Origin of the sequence: Kocuria sp. UBA1838 (genome assembly GCF_002338785.1) — a bacterium.
Classification (GTDB): domain Bacteria; phylum Actinomycetota; class Actinomycetes; order Actinomycetales; family Micrococcaceae; genus Kocuria; species Kocuria marina.
In genome coordinates this window covers 121,325-137,731 of the sequence record NZ_DDIY01000017.1, presented here as the reverse complement: position 1 = coordinate 137,731, position 16,407 = coordinate 121,325, and the positions used below count along the sequence as shown (strand labels likewise).

Below are 16,407 nucleotides of genomic sequence, written 5' to 3'. Positions count from 1 at the left end.
GAGCAAGGAACGGAATGCGCACGAGCCGACCCGGGGCGAGTCCCTACCGACCGCGGGGGCAGGCCCGGCGGGGCGGCAGCGTGCGTTCACGCGCAGAAGCGAGGACCCGGCTCAGCGCGGACGTGGCGATCGGGCAAGGCTCGCACACCATTCGTGCGATCCTGCGCACCGAGGACGTGGAGGCCGTGGGTTTCGACGTCAAGGACGTCCGATTGGTGCCTACCCGCCTGGAGGACGAGCAACTCGTGGGGTACCTGGGCCCGGACATCCTCGGACCGGACTGGGACCTGGAGAAGGCCCTCGAGCGGCTGGGTGCGCAACCGGACCGGGCGATCGGCACCGCGCTCATGGATCAGCGCAACCTCGCGGGGATCGGCAACGTGTACCGCGTGGAGGTGCTGTTCATGTCGCGCACCAATCCATGGGTCACGGTCGGCTCCCTGCCGGAGGGCAAGCTGCGCGAGATCGTGACGCTCGCGCACAAGCTGCTGCACCTGAACAAGGACCGCTCGATGCGCTCGACCGTGGGGCAGGCACCGCAGGGGCGCCCCCTGTTCTGGGCGTACGGCAAGGACGGCCAACCGTGTCCCCGGTGCGGCGCGGTGCTGCGGCGCGGAGAGATCGACGACGCTCTGCTCACCGTCCCCGCGCCGGACGGCACCACGACGGCGCCGGGCACCGCAGTGCAGCACCCGCGCAAGATCGTGTGGTGCCCGCGCTGCCAGAGCGAGTGACGGGCTGACGAAAAGGGAATCGGCTGCGGGGTGCGCCCGGGCCTGTCAGGACCGGAACGCACCCCGCGCATCCGCCGTCTCCGCGTCCGGGTGTACCGGTTCGTGGTGCGTCAGCGGGTGACCCAGGTCTTGCCCGTGACCGAGGACCAATGGACGGTGTAGCCCTTGGAGAAGCGCTGGCGCATCTCGGAGCCCACGCGGTACTCCTCGGTGACGGGGTAGCCCCACCCTCGCTCGAAGCCGGCGGCCTTCCAGCGCTTGCCGATCACGCCGGTCTCCTTGATCACGTGCGCGCCGGAGGACGGGGACCACATGAACTTGTACTGGGCGCCGCCCGCGGCCCTGAAGTTCTGGTACACGCCGCCGTTGACCAGGCCGCCGCGTTCGTTCATGGTCGGATAGCCGAACTTGGCCGCGCCACCCAGTGCTTGGTACCGGCTCTTGATGCCGCCCTTGACCGTGTAGGCCGGGGGTGCCACGGGCTTCGCGGCCACGGTGTCGGCCTGCGGGCGCGGCGCTGCCGCAGTGACCGTGCGGGTGACGTCCGAGGGACCGCTGCCGGCCGGGTAGCCGTAGGAATCCACGGTGCCCACCAGGCGCCAGCCCTCGCCCGTGCCGGACAACCGGCCGTCCACGTAGGTCAGTCCGATCCCCACGACCTGCATCCGGGGGTCCGTGAGGACCTTGTTGTGCGCGTGGGAGCCCTTCCACCAGTTCATGAGGTCGGGAACCGAGTTCTGCCACGACAGCGCGTGGATCTCCCCCGCCGCGTTGTACCCGGCGGCCCGGCGGTCCGTGAGGAACAGGTTGCTGTGGTCGATGACCTCTTCCTTGACCAGTCGGTCGGACTGGCTCTGGGCGATGCCGGACAGCGACTTGGAGTACTTCACCGGGGCCAAGCCCTTGGATGCCCGGTGTTGGTTGATCAGGTTCAGGAGCTTCTGGGCGTCCGCCGCCCGCGTGCTGCTGGACACGGACACGATGTCGGAGGGTGCGGCCTGCGCGGGGGTGCCGATGAACAGGCCCCCGCTCAGGATCATGAGAGCCGCAGTGATGGTTGCGGCCAGGTTCGAGAAGGCTCGTCGGGTCGGGGAGTACCCGTCGATGGCAGGAATGCGGTGATGTGACATGGGGACCATTTCGTCGTTGGGCGCACGCGCCCGCACCTCCGTGGCATGACACCACGAGGGTGTGACAGACGTACGCGCTGTGGGGGGACAGCTCGTGGTGGCATGTGCCAACCGACTCGGGGCTGTGTGTACGACAACCCCTGTACGGGCCCAATGAGGGGGGAAGACCCGCTGATAAGGGTACCCCGGGGTAGCCGGGTTCTGGTGTGTTACATCACACTTGGTCGGAACGTTTCGGCATCCTTCGACGGATGTTCAACTTTGCCCTTGCAGGTCAATGTGTCAGAAGTTCGCTGGACGCCCCGGATCGACGAGCCGTGTGGGCGCTGGGTGACAGACGTGAGCTCACGGTGATCATCTCACCCGTCATGGGATGGGTGAAGGTCAGGGAGCGGGCGATCAACTGCATGGGGTTGTCCGGGTCCTCCACGTCGAAATCGTCCAGCGGCACCGGGTACAGCTTGTCCCCGCGTAATGGGAGGCCCAACGAGTTCATGTGCACCCGGATCTGATGGGTGCGCCCGGTCAGCGGAGCGATCTCGTAGCAACCCCACTGCCCCGCGTCATCGGTGAAGCGTTCGAGCAGGCGGATGTCCGTGACGGCGTTGACGTCACCCGGTTCCTCGAAGGCCTGCACAACTCCCTGGATCTTGCGGATCCGGGACTCCACGCGCACCGGTTCCTTCCCCACCCGATCATTGACGCGGGCCACGGCCCAATAGGTCTTGGTCACCGTGCGCTCCTGGAACATGCGGTGGAACACCCCGCGGTCCGCCGCGTGCTTGCTCAGCAGCAGCACCCCGCCCGTGGAGCGGTCCAGCCGGTGCAAGGCGGAGATCTCGTCGTTGTGGAACTGGCACCGCGCAGCCACCACCACGGAGCGGCGGACGTTCTCGCCCTTCGGTGTGCTGCACAGCCCGTGCGGTTTGTCCACCGCCAGGATCCATTCGTCCTCGTACAGCACGTCGAGGGTGATGGGCGCGGCGTCGTCGTCCGGGACCGGGCGGTGGAACCATACCGAGGCCCCCGCTTCGTAAGGGGTGGCCGGGGTGACGACGACGCCGTCGTCCCCGCGGACACGACCGGCGGCGACCTCGTGGGCGAACCACGCGGCGTCGTCCGGGAAACGCTGCTGGACGTAGTCCGCGGCCGTGGTCGGGAGACCGTCCAGAGCCCGCAAGACCGGGTCCGGGGAACCCGGGCCGGGCATCCGGACCCGCGCGGGCCCCACGCCGCGCACCGTGGGTAGCGGAGGGTTCACGCGTCGTCTCACTGCGTGCCCGATCCGGCGGTTACCATGGCCTGGAACCTAACACATGACCGTGAGGCGGCCTCGTGAGCGAGCACACCAGCCCGGAGCGCGTGGTGCTCCTGGACGATCAACACCAACCCACCGGAACGGCCCTGAAATCCACGGTTCACACCGAGGACACCCCCCTGCACCTGGCGTTCTCGTGCCACGTGCTCAACTCCCGCGGCCAGGTCCTGGTGACCCGCCGCGCGCTCGGCAAGCGCACGTGGCCCGGCGTATGGTCCAACAGTTTCTGCGGTCACCCGGGACCGGACGAGTCCTTCGAGGACGCCGTCGCCCGCCGTGCCCAGCAGGAACTCGGCCTGGAGATCCGCAACCTCACCGTGGTGCTGCCCGAGTTCCGATACCGGGCCACGGACGCCTCCGGGGTCGTTGAGAATGAGTTCTGCCCGGTGTTCATCGCCGTCACCGACGACGATCCCCGTCCCGCCGAGTCCGAGGTCGCCGAGTACTCGTGGGCCGCCCCCCACGACCTCGTGACCGCGGTGGAGAGCGCCCCGTTCGCGTTCAGCCCGTGGCTCGCGGACCAGATCCGCGAACCCGTGCTGCGGGAGGCGCTGGGCTGAGGGCCCAGGTTCACCACCCTGGATCGGGTCACCTTTAGCCATTGTGTGTTGATCGTCCCTCGGGTCATTCGGGGCGTAGAAATCTGGCATCAGTGTTCTTCTCCAGTGCACCAAATTACCTCCACCCTCGGCGAGTGGGATCGACTCCACCAGCTTCTCCGGGGAGCACCGACATACACGAGGCAACGGGAGGCCACCAAGACGGTCAGCGAGGTAGAAAGCACAAGGTTTTTCCTGAGCTGGGTCTGCTTCTCCAGGCCATGGGCGTAGTTGTTCCGCAGGCTCTTCACTTCTCTCTTCCACAGGTCGTGTGCCCCGGCAGCCGTCCCACAGATTATCGGCACCAGTGGCTGTACATCGTCCAAGATGTCCTGGACACGCTGCTCAAGTGTGGGTTCTCCCAACTGGCTATTGAGGACACGATTTTTCAGGGTGGAGGCTATGAGATCGTCTATTTCCCCTTCATCCTTGGCCCTCGCGATGAGGTCCCCGATGGCGCGACGGGCCTTTTTTCTTGAGCTTTTGTCAGGGCACCGGTTTTCCCAGAGTGAAGCTTGCGGTGTAGCCCCCTCCAGCGACATGACCATCGTGGAGAAGTCTGCGTCCACGAACCGTTCGCCATGCGTGCCACGAGCTAGAACATTCGCTGTCAGTTCAGGAGCCCGCCCCAGTTCTGGACGTCATTCCAGCCAGGCAGCAATGAGCTCGACGCCAGACTCGCCCCTCCGAGCGGCCATGCCGTCATGACGTTGATCGTCTAGGGGATCTTCAACCATCCAACCGTCGACCTCCAACGGCCGCTCGGGCCCTCCGGCGATCCTCACTCGGTACCGGACGACCACAGCCCGGTTCATGCGCAGCAAGGAGAAGAACTCCTGCCGTTCCTCAGCTTGGTCCGAAGTGCTCTCCAGGGACGCGATCGGAGCTTGCGCCCAGGCCTCCAATCCGCTCAGATGCATGAACAGACAAAGTGGGGTGATCTGGGTCGATGTCATAAACGAGCTCGCGCACCACGCGCCTATTCCACCCGCAAGTGATTACTCCTCGTGCATTTACTGGGGCCATGCCGAGCACTCGGCCCCGACGGTCGTCCCTGCCGGCCGGCGATGGCCGCACGCTGCTCTCCGTGCACCCGGTGGGGCCGTCCTTCGAGAACGCCCCCTATGCCCAGACCCGGGCTTTCTACACCAGGATGGGTTTCCTTCCCCTGGAGGAGCACGAGGACCTCGAATGGCCGGGCCCCACGCTCATCCTGGTCCGGGCCTTGCCCGCGACAGGCCAAGGCCACACTGAGAACCAGGACCACACCCAGGGGACATCAGCACCACCAACCAACGGGGCAGGCGGCGTTGGGAGCGAGATGTCGGGGAATCGATGGGGCCCATGAAGCGAGTGTCTGGGGAGGTGCTCAGGGATCCGCGCACGCCCCGACGCGAATTCCTGGTGGAGTAAAAGCACCCCACCACGGGGAAAAGCTGCGATAACTCAGAAAAGGCAGCGGGGGCACCGGGGCGAGCCGCAGCGGCACCGGGCGATAAACTCCTCACACACCCCACCCGTCCTCCCAGGAGCCCCGCGATGTCCGAATCCCCCGCCCACCGCGCCGCGAAGGCCGCGCACTCCGTGGACCACCTGTTCGGTGCGCGGGCGTTGCGCGTGCCGGGCACGTACCTGGGGGCTGTCGCGTTCCCGCGCCCGTGGCGGGGGCCGTGGCACTACTGGTGGCAGGCCCATTTGCTGGACGCGTTCGTGGACGCCGCGGCCCGCGAGCGCCACGCCGGCAACCAGGACACCGCTGAGCTGGCCCGCTCCCGCGCGCACCGGTTGCTGCGGGGCATCGCCGTGCACAGCGGCGGGCGGGTGACCAACAACGTGTTCTTCGACGACATGGCCTGGCTGACCCTCGCCGTGGGGCGCCTGCGTGACGAGGACCTCGCCGCCACGGGCCGCACATCGCGCGCGGTGCAGGACGACGGCACCGCTCTGGCCACGCGCCTCGCCTCCGGTTGCGACGACACCATGGGCGGCGGTGCGTGGTGGAACACCACGCGGGACTACAAGAACACGGCGTCCACCGCCCCGGTGGCGCTGACATTCCTACGCATGCACCGCACTGCCGAGGCTCGCGCACTGCTCACGTGGTTGTTCGACACCCTCTTCGACGCCGAGCGCGGCGTGTTCCTGGACGGCATCCGCATGGCCGCGGCGGGCTCCGGGAAGGAGATCACGTCCGTGGACCCGCACGTCTACACCTACAACAGCGGCCCGGCCCTCGGTGCGGCCCTCGAGCTCGCGGAGGTCACCGCGGACCCCGCCGAGCGCGCACTGTGGCTCGACCGGGCGGCACGGCTCGTCCACGGCGCGGCCCGGGAGTTCACGGTCCCCGGCCCCCACGGTGCACCCGTGTTGCGCGGCCAGGGCGGCGGTGACGCCGGGCTGTTCACGGGCATCCTGGTGCGCTACCTGGGCGAAGCCGCGTCGTCGTCGTTGCTGGACGACGACGCTCGGGCCACCGCCCGCGCGCTCGTCACCGACACCGCGGACGCCTTGTGGGACGGGCGTCGGGAATTCGATCCGAACGAGGACTTCACGGTGCCCGCCGCGGTGCGAGCGGTGGGCGAGACGGTCGCGGTGTTCTCCCCCGAACCGGCGCAGCACGCGAACCAGGCGCAGCGGGCCGGCGCCCCGGTGGAACTCAGCACGCAGGTGCAGGCGTGGACCGTACTGGAAGCTGCCGCGCGTTCGGCTGATCGCTGAACTCGGCCGCTGACGCCGCGGATTCCTGGCCCGCGGGGGCGTCACGACGGTAGAAACGAACCATGAGTTCAGTACGCACCCCGGACCCCAACCCTGGCTGGCTCAGCGAGGACGACCTCAATCGTGCCCGCGCGTCCCTGCCGATCGTGTACGTACAGGCCATCCCCGTGCGCCTGGACCCGCTCGGTTGTCTGTCCGAGATCGGGTTGTTGCTCACGCCCAACGACGAGGGCCGCATGGTGCGCACGTTCGTCTCGGGACGCGTGATGTACCGCGAGACGGTGCGCGCGGCGCTGCTGCGTCACCTCGAGAAGGACCTGGGACCGCTCGCCATGCCGCAGATGCCGTCCACCACGGTCCCGTTCGCGGTGTCCGAGTTCTTCCCGTCCCCGTCCGAGACCGGGCTGACCGACGACCGGCAGCACGCGGTGGCGCTGAGCTACATCGTCCCCGTGCGCGGTGAGTGCGAGCCCCGTCAGGACGCTCTGCAGTTGTCGTGGATGACCCCGGACGAGGCGCTGTCCACGGATGTCCAGGAGGAGTTCGAGGGCGGGCGCGAGGACCTCATCCGCCAGGCGATCGCCCACGCGGGCTGGGGCCGCTGAACAGCGGATGATCTGCCCGGGGGGCGTCACGTGCCCCCGTTGGCTGCTTGCCGCATGAGCGGGATCGCCTGGGTGTCCGCCGCGACCATGGCCCAGTAGCTGTGGGACAGCCCGCTGAGGCTGCCCAGGATGCCGGCCACACCCGTGGCCAGGAAAAACCGACCGGCGTGGGCACACAGCTGTCCCGTGGTCAGCCCGTGATGCTCCGGGACGGGCACCACCGGTTCCGACGCCCCCAGGTTGGACAGCAACACACCGAGCATCCCGCATGCTGTGATGAGAACCCCCGCCTGGGTCTGGTGCGTGAACCGCGCGCGGATGGGCTCATTGCGCGCGTAGATGGAGGTGAAGGCACGGACGGTAGGACCCTGAAGAATTCTGTGACCTGACTCACCGGATTGCGCTCGTTCTTTCGGCATCGGGTGGAGGGGACACCACATTGTCTCTCGCTTTCGCGCAACCGGCACAATGGTGTGGTGTCCAGCACCGAATCCCCCTCCCCGTTCACCTTCCGGCTCCACACGCGCCTGCGTGATTCTCCCGTTCCCCAGCAGCGCATCCGGGACAATGGCGGCCAGTTCCAGGCCCGCACGGGCATCATCACCACGCCGCACGGCCCGATCCGTACCCCGGCGTTCATCCCGGTGGCCACGCAGGCCGCCGTGAAGGCCGTGCTCCCGGAGTCCATGGCGGCGGAGGGCGCCCAGGCGATGCTGGCCAACGCGTACCACCTGTTCCTCGAGCCGGGCGACGACATCCTGGACGCCGCCGGCGGGCTGGGCACCTTCATGAACTGGCCCGGCCCCACGTTCACCGATTCGGGCGGGTTCCAGGTAATGTCCCTGGGTTCGGGGCTCGGCAAGGTCATCGACATGTCCGCGCTCACACCATCCCCTGGGGGCGCACAGCCCGCCCCCGGGCACAAGCGCATGGCGCGCGTGGACGACGACGGCGTGTGGTTCCGTTCCTACCTCAACGGGGACCTGCACCGGTTCACGCCGGAGGTCTCCATGCGGGTGCAGCACAACATCGGTGCGGACATCATGTTCGCGTTCGACGAGCTCACTACGCTCCACGATTCCCGCGAGTACCAGGAGGACGCCCTGGAACGCACCCGCAAGTGGGCCCTGCGCTGCGTGGCCGAACACTGCCGGCTCACCGAGGCCCGTGCGGAGAAGCCCTACCAGGCGCTGTTCGGGGTGATCCAGGGCGCCCAGTACGAGGACCTACGGCGCATGGCCTGCCGGGATCTGGCCAAGATGGGCTTCGACGGGTTCGGGATCGGGGGTGCCCTGGAGAAACGTCAGCTGGGGACCATTGTGCGGTGGTGCACGGAAGAACTGCCCGAGGAGACCCCCAAGCACCTGCTGGGCATCTCCGAACCGGACGACATCTTCACCGCGATCGACAATGGCGTGGACACCTTCGACTGCGTCTCCCCCACTCGCGTGGCCCGCTCGTCGGCCGTCTACTCCCCCGATGGCCGGTTCAACCTCACGAACATCCGCTTCAAACGCGACTTCACGCCCATCTCGGACACGTGCCCGTGCTACACGTGCACCCACTACACCCGCGCGTACCTGCGTCACCTGTTCAAGGCCAAGGAGCGCAACGCCGCAACACTCGCGTCCATCCACAACGAGCGCTTCATCCTGGACCTCGTCTCCGGCGCGCGGGACGCCATCGACGCGGGGACGTACTTCGACTACCGTGACGATTTCCTGGCGAGGTACTACGGCGCGCCGTCGACCTCCACTGTTCCTTCCGAAACGGGAGGCCCGCGATGAGCGACCCCAAGCCCGTGCACGCCACCCCAGGTGTCCTGCGCCGCGTGAGCGCGTGCGCCGGCGTGGTGCTCGCGCCCAATCCCGGGCCCATGACCCTCGACGGCACCAACACGTGGATCCTCTCCGCCCCGGGGGACGGCCCGGAGCACCCGAACTACGGCCACCACCCGTCCGCGCAGGGCCGGGGCGAGTGGCCCGGACCGGACGTGGTCGTCGTGGATCCCGGGCCCCTGGACGAGGCGCACCTGCAGGCGGTCGCGGCGACCGGGACCGTGGTGCTGATCCTCGTGACGCACCGCCACGGGGATCACACGGACGGCATCGACCGACTCCACGAGATCACCGGTGCGCCCGTGCGTGCGGCCCTGCCCGAGTTCTGCCGGGACAGCGGCGAGCCCCTGCGGGACGGCGACTGCATCCTGGCCGCGGGCGTGAGCATCCGCGTGCTGGCCACCCCCGGGCACACCTCCGACTCCGTGTGCTTCCGGTTGCCCCACGACGAGCCGGAGACGGTCATCACCGGGGACACCGTGCTGGGGCGCGGTTCCACCATGATCGACCACCCGGACGGTTCCCTGGGCGACTATCTGCGCTCCCTCGAACTGCTCGGTCAACGCTCGGGCGCCACGGTGCTACCCGCTCACGGCGCACCCCTGCCGGATCTGCAGGAGGTGTGCGAGGAACTCACGGAGCACCGGCTCGAACGCCTGGATCAGGTGCGGGAGATCGTCGCCGGACTCGGCCGCGACGCGAGCGTCGAGGCGATCACGGACGCCGTCTACGCCGACGTCCCCGCCGGGGTACGGCGCGCCGCGGAGCGCTCCATCGCCGCGCAGCTCGCCTACCTGGGGTACTGACCCGGGGGCACCTCGCATACTTGGGCTCCCGAGCCGGGGGCACGACGACGCCGCTCGCGCCCTGCTACCGCGCGTTCGCCTCCTCGAGGGCGCGCGTGTCGTAGCCGGGTTCGCGGCGCTTGATCCAGCCGATCACCGCGTACGTGACCGGCATGATCACGACCTCCACGAGGACCTTGTAGACATAGCCCACCAGGACGTAGTTGAAGAACGCGGACCACGAGTCGATCCCGATGATGGGAGCGGCGATCGAGCAGAAGATCACGGTGTCCACGAGTTCGCCCACCATGGTGGAGGAGATCAGCCGCGCCCACAGGTGCTTCTCCTTGGTGCGTTCCTTGACCTTGACCATCACGTATGCGTTGAGCAGCTGACCCACCAGGTAACCCAACAGGGAACCCGCCACGATCAGCGGGACCGGGCCCAGCACCGTCTCGAACGCGCTCTGGTTCTCGTAGAAGGGCGCCGGCGGCAGGATGATCACGATCCAGAACACCAGGGAGGAGAACGCCCCGAAGAAGAAGGACGTGATGATCGCCTTGCGTGCGGCCCGGAAACCGTAGACCTCGGAGACCACGTCCCCCAGCACGTAGGCCAGTGGGAACAGGAAGAACCCGCCGTCCGTGATGATGGGGCCGAACTGCACGCCCTTGGTCGCGCCGATGTTGGAGAGCACCAGGATCACGCAGTACGCGGCCAGGATCACGTCGAAGTACGTCCGGGGGCGGCGCGCGAAGAGGGACTGCCGTTCGCCCTGCGCGAGCGCGGCGGTGCGGGAGGAGGAAGTGTGGGGCGGGGTGGCGTCAGACACGGGTGTCCTTGGGATGTACGGAAGGGTCAGGGACGTCGTCTGCCACCCGGCGTCGAGCCCAGTGTAATGGGGTGGTGCGCCGAGTCGCGGGCACGTCCCGCGCGGGAGCACAATAGCGTGCATGAGCGAAACCACACGTAACCAACCGCCCGTTGCCATGACCGTCGCGGGCTCCGAGGCCACCGGCGGTGCCGGGGCGCTCGCGGACATCAAGACCTTCACGTCCCTGGGAGTCTTCGGATCGCTCGCGCTGACGTGCATCGTGGCGTTCGATCCCGAGAACGACTGGGGCCACCGCCTCACGCCCGTGGACCAGCAGACCCTGGCGAACCAGCTGCAGACCATTTCCGCGGCGTACGACCTGGACGCCGTGAAGATCGGCATGCTGGGTTCACCGGACACGATCCACACGGTCGCCACGGCCATGAAGGACCTCGCGCCCCGCCACCTGGTGCTGGACCCGGTGCTGATCTGCAAGGGCCAGGAACCGGGCGCCGCGCTCGACACCGATCAGGCGCTCAAGGCACAGATGCTGCCCCTGGCCACGTTCGTGACCCCCAACCACTTCGAGTCCCTGTCCCTATCCGGGATGGAGGAGATCAACGACGTGGAGGACCTCAAGGAGGCGGCCCAGCGCATCCACGACTCCTCCGGGGCCACCGTGCTCGCGAAGGGTGGCGTGCGGCTCTCCGGCCCGGACGCCGTGGACGTGTTCTACGACGGCTCCACGCTTGAGGTGCTGTCCGAACCCAAGGTGGGCGAGGTCCCGGTCTCGGGCGCCGGCTGCTCGTTGGCCGCGGCCGTCACCGCAGAGCTGGCCAAGGGCGCCTCCCCGCTCCAGGCCGCCCGCACCGCCAAGAGTTTCGTCTCCGCCGGCATCCGGCACCGGCTGGGATCCCACCTGCCGTTCGACTCCCTGTGGCAGGGCGGGCTCGCTGCCGAGGCCTGACCGAACACCGGCGACGAAGTTCCTGAAAGCCCGCGGGGAATGCCCTGAAGTAAGGGGCATTCCCCGCGGTCATGCGGTGGAATGGGGGAAGAACACACACGGCCCGTCAGTGCCCCGTCCTTTTGCTGACAGAATCAGGTAAGGTGTCGTCATGCCCCGCATCACCGCTTCCAGTAATGCCGCCCAGCGCGAGCGCACGCAGCGTGCCGTTCTCGACGCGTTCGGGGACCTGCTGTACAGCAACGGGCTCACCGATCTGACCATGACCCAGGTGGCCAAGACCGCCGGGGTGGGGCGCACCGCGGTGTACAACTACTTCGCGGACATGGGCGAACTGCTCGTGGCCTACGCCCTGGACAAGACCGAGCGCTTCGTCTCGGACCTGCATCGAGAACTCGCCGCGGTGGAAAACCCCGTAGACCAGTTGGGCGTGTACGTGCGGTTCCAGATCGAGGACCTCAGCCGCCGGCACCTGCCTCCCGGCCAGGCCATGCGCACCGTGTTGTCCCCGGAGGACTTCGCCAAGCTCGGCGAGCACGTGCAGCAACTGCAGTCCCTCCTCGCGTCCATCCTGCAGCGCGCCATGGACGAGGGCTACCTCCCGGAGGGCGACACCGACGAGCTGTCCGACCTGGTCCACGGCTCCCTCACCTCCACCGCGGATCGCAGCAAGTCGGTGCAGAGCGAGCGCGCCCAGCGCGAACGCACCCTGGCCACGGTCCGGTTCATCCAGCGGGGTCTGGGCGCCCAGTTCGACGCCGACTCCCGCCCCGTGCGCCTGCCCTCGCAGCCGCCCGCGCTGAGCGCGGTCTCCTGATCCCGAGCCCGGCCCCTCCGTCGGGTCCGGTCGACTTGTCCAGACGCCTGCCGCCTGCTGCAGCACGGGGAGCCTTCAGCCCGGCCGACGACACCTACTCGCCACGTACGCCCCGGTTCTGCGGACCGGGGCATACGGCTTTAGGGTGAATCCATGATTTTCAAGGCCGTGGGAGACGATCGCCCCTATCCGGACCACGGTCTGGTCACGCCCTCCGACTGGTCCAAGGTGGCCCCGCAGCAGGTCCGCCTGGGGGATCTGGTGACCACGACCTCCACCCTGAACCTGGCCACCCTCCTGGACTCGGACTGCACCTTCTACGGGGACCTCTTCCCCCACGTGGTGTCCTGGCGGGGAACCCTTTACCTCGAGGACGGTGTGCACCGGGCCCTGCGCACGGCCCTCCACCATCGTTCCGTGATCCACGCGCGGGTCCTGGAGCTCTGACCGCGCCGCCGCACGAGCCTTCCCGGCGTAAGTAGCACGGATCACCAAATCTTCACTTTCCCGCCACGACCTGGTCGTTCGGCCTCCCTACCCTCGGGTCATCTCGTTCTGACCTGGAGGTTTGCCATGCGTCTGCGTTCTCGTACCGCTGTTGTCTCGGCCGCGGCACTGGCCGGAGTCCTCGCCGTGACCACCGTGGCACCGGCCGCGGCGGGGGAAGGCCCGCGAGCGGCGTCGTCGTCCAAAGGACACGAAAGCCGGGACAAGCACGGACTGCGCGTGGCCACGTACAACGCGTCCCTGAACCGGGGCGAGCAGGGGCAATTGCTGCGGGACCTGTCCACACAGGACAACCAGCAGGCCCGGAACATCGCCGAGATCATCCAGATCAACGACCCGGACATCGTGCTGCTCAACGAGTTCGACTACGTCCCGGGCGGACGCGCCGCGCGGGCGTTCCGCGACAACTACCTGGCGGTGAGCCAGAACGGCCACGCGCCCGTGGACTACCCCTACCACTACGTGGCGCCGGTGAACACGGGCATGCCGTCCGGTCTGGACCTCAACCAGGACGGCACGGTGAACGGACCGGACGACGCCTGGGGCTTCGGGCTGTTCCCGGGCCAGTACGGCATGGTGATCTACTCCAAATACCCGATCGCCCGGGATCGGGTCCGCACGTTCCAGCACTTCCGGTGGCAGGACATGCCCGGTAACCGCATGCCCACCGACTACTACACGCCGGAGCAGGCTGCGCAGCTGCGGCTGTCCTCCAAGTCCCACTGGGACGTCCCCGTGCGCGTGGGCCACAAGACCGTGCACGTGCTGGCCGCGCACCCCACGCCACCCAGCTTCGACGGCCCCGAGGACCGTAACGGGCGCCGGAACAACGACGAGATCCGGTTCTGGGCCGATTACGTCACGGGCACCAAGTCGGCGCGCTACATCTACGACGACGCCGGGCGGCGCGGCGGTCTGCCCCGCGGGGAGCGCTTCGTGATCGTGGGCGACTACAACTCGGACCCGAACGACGGCGATTCCTTCCCGGGTGCCGCGCGGCAGCTGCTCGACAACTCCCGGGTGCGCGATCCGCAGCCCACGTCCACGGGCGCCGTGGTGGCGAGCGCGCGCCAGGGCGGCGCCAACCGGACGCACGTGACGCGCCCGGCACTCGACACCGCGGACTTCTCGGACGATCCCGCCCCCGGGAACCTGCGGGTGGACTACGCGTTGCCGTCCAAGAACCTGCCCCTGCTCGACGCCCGTGTCTTCTGGCCCGCTCCGGGCCGGCCCGGTTCCGAGCTGACCGGTGAGTACCCGTTCCCGACTTCCGACCACCGCCTCGTGTGGGTGGACGTCAAGGTCCCGGGCAGGCGCTGATCTCCGCACGACGGCGCGTCCCGGGTCTTCGTGTGAAGCGCCGCCCGCTTCCGTCACCGCCTGTCACGCACCCCCTGTTTTCGCAGCCTCTGTTTGCGTAACCCCGCCCCGGAGCGTGCGATCCCGATCCCCCACCCGACAAACCCTCGACTGGAGACCCCTCATGCCCGTGACATCACCCCTGTTCAGCCTGCGGACCCGCATCGCAACCGTGTCCTCCGGCGCGCTCCTGCTGTGCGGCGGCCTGGCCGCAGCACCCGCGGTGGCCGCGCCCACCCCCGCGCCTTCCGGTTCCACCGGGACCGTGTCGATCGCTCAGATCCAGGGCACCGGGGACGAGACGCCCCTGAAGGGCCAGACGGTCACCACCGAGCCCTCCGTCGTCACCGCCGTGTACCCGGGTGATCCGGGGACCCTGGGCGGATTCGTGATCCAGACGCCCGGAACCGGTGGGCATGTGGACACCTCCCGGGCCTCGAACGCCGTGTTCGTGTACACGGGCGCGACCCAGTCCACGGTCGCCGTGGGTGACCGGGTACAGGTCACGGGTGTGGCCGGGGAGTTCAAGGGCCTGACCCAGCTCGCGGGCAACGTGGAGGTCACTCCGGTGCGCGACAAGCTCCCCGCAGTGAAGCCCGTGACGAACAACTGGGCGTCCACCGCCGCGAACCGCGAGAACCTCGAATCCATGCTCTACCTGCCCAAGGAGAAGTTCCGGGTCTCGGACACCTACGGCGTGGGCCGCTACGGTGAGCTGGGCCTGTCCGCGGGCAAGGAGCTGCCCGCCCAACCCACTCAGGTGGCACGCCCGAACAGCCCCGAGGCGCGCGCCCAGGCACAGCGCAATGACGCCATCTCGGTCACGTTGGACGACGGCACCAACCGGGGCTTCGCGGCCTCGCCCACCCAGGAACCCCGCCAGGTCCCGTACCTGACCCCCGAGAACCCCGTGGCCGTGGGCGACACCGCGCGGATCACCGCCCCGGTGATCGTGGACTACCGCTTCGACAAGTGGCGCCTGCAGCCCACCGCCCCGGTGGTCCCGGGCAAGGAACCGGCCCGGTTCTCCGGCTCGGCGGACCCCAAGCCGGGGGTGGGTGGACAGGTGCGGATCGCGTCCTTCAACGTGCTGAACTACTTCACCACCGTGGGGCAGGACAAGGGCTGCCGCGGCGGGAACTACTCCACGGACGGCACGTACAACGTGGCGCAGGGCTGTGACGCGCGCGGGGCCTACGACCGCGCGGACTTCGAGCGCCAGCAGGCCAAGACGGTCTCGGCGATCAACAAGGTGAATGCCTCCGTGGTCGGGCTCATGGAGGTCGAGAACTCCGCGAAGCTCGGTGAGCCCAAGGACGAGGCGCTCGCCTCCCTGGTCAAGGCGCTGAACAAGGCGGCCGGCTACACCAAGTGGGCCTACGTCCCCGTGGCGGATTCCGAGCTGCAGCCGGTCGCAGAGCAGGACTTCATCACCAACGCGATCATCTACCAGCCCCGCGAGGTCAAGCAGGTGGGTCAGGCCCGGGCCCTCGGCTCCGAGGCCGTGGCCGGCGGCGCCTTCGAGAACGCGCGCACCCCGATCGCGGCCACGTTCACCGCGACCAAGGGCGGCGGCAAGCACGGCGCAGCACCCACCACGGTGGTGGTCAACCACTTCAAGTCCAAGGGCTCCGCTCCCCGCACCGGTCCCAACCGGGACACCGGTGACGGCCAGGGCGCCTGGAACGCGTCGCGCGTGGCGCAGGCGAGCGCCGTCGTCGACTGGATCCCCGAACTCACGGCCGCCGCGGGCTCCCAGGACGTGGCCGTGCTCGGCGACTTCAACTCGTACGCGCAGGAGGACCCCCTGCAGGAGTTCTACCGCGCCGGGTACGCACGGGCCGCCGAGGACGACTACACGTACGTGTTCGGGGGCCAGGTGGGTTCGCTCGACCACATGCTGATCTCGCCGTCGCTCGCCAAGCGCATGACCGGCGCGGCCGCGTGGAACATCAACTCGGGCCAGTCACCCTTGCTGCAGTACGCCCAGTACCGCACCACGGCCCTGGACTACTACGTCCCGAATGAGATCGCCTCCTCCGACCACGACCCGTTCATCGCCGGGTTCCGGGCGGGCACGAAGTAGCCCTACCCTCCGGTACGACGACGCCGCCCGGCCCGTTGCGCACGAACGCGGCCGGGCGGCGTCATGCTGCCAGCCCCCGCGACCTCGGAGGCGCGGGACTCCCCGGCTGCCACGGGTGGATCGGGGAACT

16 protein-coding genes are annotated in these 16,407 nt (G+C 68.5%); 11 read left to right on the top strand and 5 right to left on the bottom strand.

Going from position 1 to position 16,407, the window contains the following annotated elements; all coding sequences use genetic code 11:
• Positions 1 to 80: 80 nt before the first annotated feature.
• Entirely contained in the window at positions 81 to 734 is a 654-nt protein-coding gene (locus tag B3I25_RS09715) for a hypothetical protein (RefSeq protein ID WP_286739021.1), read from the top strand.
• A 110-nt stretch (positions 735 to 844) separates the two neighbouring features.
• On the opposite strand, the gene B3I25_RS09710 is transcribed toward B3I25_RS09715, so the two are convergent.
• Both B3I25_RS09710 and B3I25_RS09705 read right to left on the bottom strand, forming a co-directional pair.
• Positions 845 to 1,864 (bottom strand): CAP domain-containing protein, encoded by a 1,020-nt coding sequence (locus tag B3I25_RS09710; protein ID WP_098053498.1) that lies wholly within the window; start codon positions 1,862 to 1,864, stop codon positions 845 to 847.
• Positions 1,865 to 2,138: 274 nt separating this feature from the next.
• Complete coding sequence (locus B3I25_RS09705; RefSeq protein ID WP_286738765.1) at positions 2,139 to 3,125, bottom strand: pseudouridine synthase; 987 nt, start codon at positions 3,123 to 3,125, stop codon at positions 2,139 to 2,141.
• 74 nt (positions 3,126 to 3,199) lie between these two features.
• On the opposite strand from B3I25_RS09705, the gene idi reads away from it, so the two are divergent.
• A complete protein-coding gene (gene idi / locus B3I25_RS09700; RefSeq protein ID WP_286738764.1) occupies positions 3,200 to 3,742 on the top strand; it encodes an isopentenyl-diphosphate Delta-isomerase in 543 nt (180 codons plus the stop codon).
• 89 nt (positions 3,743 to 3,831) lie between these two features.
• Here the strand turns inward: idi and B3I25_RS09695 are convergent, their stop codons facing one another.
• On the bottom strand, positions 3,832 to 4,350 hold the full coding sequence (locus B3I25_RS09695; protein ID WP_286738763.1) for a HEPN domain-containing protein: 519 nt from the start codon (positions 4,348 to 4,350) through the stop codon (positions 3,832 to 3,834).
• A 970-nt stretch (positions 4,351 to 5,320) separates the two neighbouring features.
• Between B3I25_RS09695 and B3I25_RS09690 the strand changes: the two genes are divergently transcribed.
• Both B3I25_RS09690 and B3I25_RS09685 read left to right on the top strand, forming a co-directional pair.
• Positions 5,321 to 6,499, top strand: a complete 1,179-nt coding sequence (locus tag B3I25_RS09690; RefSeq protein WP_286738762.1) for a glycoside hydrolase family 76 protein — start codon at positions 5,321 to 5,323, stop codon at positions 6,497 to 6,499.
• Positions 6,500 to 6,561: 62 nt separating this feature from the next.
• Positions 6,562 to 7,104, top strand: a complete 543-nt coding sequence (locus B3I25_RS09685) for an NUDIX hydrolase family protein (protein WP_035963988.1) — start codon at positions 6,562 to 6,564, stop codon at positions 7,102 to 7,104.
• A 26-nt stretch (positions 7,105 to 7,130) separates the two neighbouring features.
• On the opposite strand, the gene B3I25_RS09680 is transcribed toward B3I25_RS09685, so the two are convergent.
• Positions 7,131 to 7,367 carry a hypothetical protein gene (locus B3I25_RS09680; RefSeq protein ID WP_156523413.1) on the bottom strand — a complete coding sequence of 79 codons (237 nt, stop codon included), beginning with the start codon at positions 7,365 to 7,367 and terminating at the stop codon, positions 7,131 to 7,133.
• A 213-nt stretch (positions 7,368 to 7,580) separates the two neighbouring features.
• Here B3I25_RS09680 and tgt point away from each other — a divergent pair, with 213 nt between their 5' ends.
• Both tgt and B3I25_RS09670 read left to right on the top strand, forming a co-directional pair.
• Positions 7,581 to 8,891 (top strand): tRNA guanosine(34) transglycosylase Tgt, encoded by a 1,311-nt coding sequence (gene tgt / locus B3I25_RS09675; protein ID WP_349676540.1) that lies wholly within the window; start codon positions 7,581 to 7,583, stop codon positions 8,889 to 8,891.
• Positions 8,888 to 9,748: an MBL fold metallo-hydrolase gene (locus tag B3I25_RS09670; protein ID WP_085108765.1), complete on the top strand. Its 861-nt coding sequence runs from the start codon at positions 8,888 to 8,890 to the stop codon at positions 9,746 to 9,748. Before tgt ends, B3I25_RS09670 begins: the two co-directional genes overlap by 4 nt.
• 64 nt (positions 9,749 to 9,812) lie before the next feature.
• On the opposite strand, the gene B3I25_RS09665 is transcribed toward B3I25_RS09670, so the two are convergent.
• Positions 9,813 to 10,559 (bottom strand): queuosine precursor transporter, encoded by a 747-nt coding sequence (locus B3I25_RS09665; protein WP_370520568.1) that lies wholly within the window; start codon positions 10,557 to 10,559, stop codon positions 9,813 to 9,815.
• Positions 10,560 to 10,680: 121 nt separating this feature from the next.
• Between B3I25_RS09665 and B3I25_RS09660 the strand changes: the two genes are divergently transcribed.
• The 5 genes from B3I25_RS09660 (at position 10,681) to B3I25_RS09640 (ending at position 16,277) form a co-directional block, all read left to right on the top strand.
• On the top strand, positions 10,681 to 11,508 hold the full coding sequence (locus B3I25_RS09660; RefSeq protein WP_098053503.1) for a hydroxymethylpyrimidine/phosphomethylpyrimidine kinase: 828 nt from the start codon (positions 10,681 to 10,683) through the stop codon (positions 11,506 to 11,508).
• A 151-nt stretch (positions 11,509 to 11,659) separates the two neighbouring features.
• Positions 11,660 to 12,325, top strand: a complete 666-nt coding sequence (locus B3I25_RS09655; protein ID WP_064846550.1) for a TetR/AcrR family transcriptional regulator — start codon at positions 11,660 to 11,662, stop codon at positions 12,323 to 12,325.
• 153 nt (positions 12,326 to 12,478) lie between these two features.
• On the top strand, positions 12,479 to 12,772 hold the full coding sequence (locus B3I25_RS09650) for a type II toxin-antitoxin system VapB family antitoxin (RefSeq protein WP_098053504.1): 294 nt from the start codon (positions 12,479 to 12,481) through the stop codon (positions 12,770 to 12,772).
• A gap of 126 nt (positions 12,773 to 12,898) precedes the next feature.
• Positions 12,899 to 14,152 (top strand): endonuclease/exonuclease/phosphatase family protein, encoded by a 1,254-nt coding sequence (locus B3I25_RS09645; protein ID WP_286738760.1) that lies wholly within the window; start codon positions 12,899 to 12,901, stop codon positions 14,150 to 14,152.
• A 163-nt stretch (positions 14,153 to 14,315) separates the two neighbouring features.
• Positions 14,316 to 16,277 carry an ExeM/NucH family extracellular endonuclease gene (locus tag B3I25_RS09640; protein WP_286738759.1) on the top strand — a complete coding sequence of 654 codons (1,962 nt, stop codon included), beginning with the start codon at positions 14,316 to 14,318 and terminating at the stop codon, positions 16,275 to 16,277.
• Positions 16,278 to 16,407: the final 130 nt, after the last annotated feature.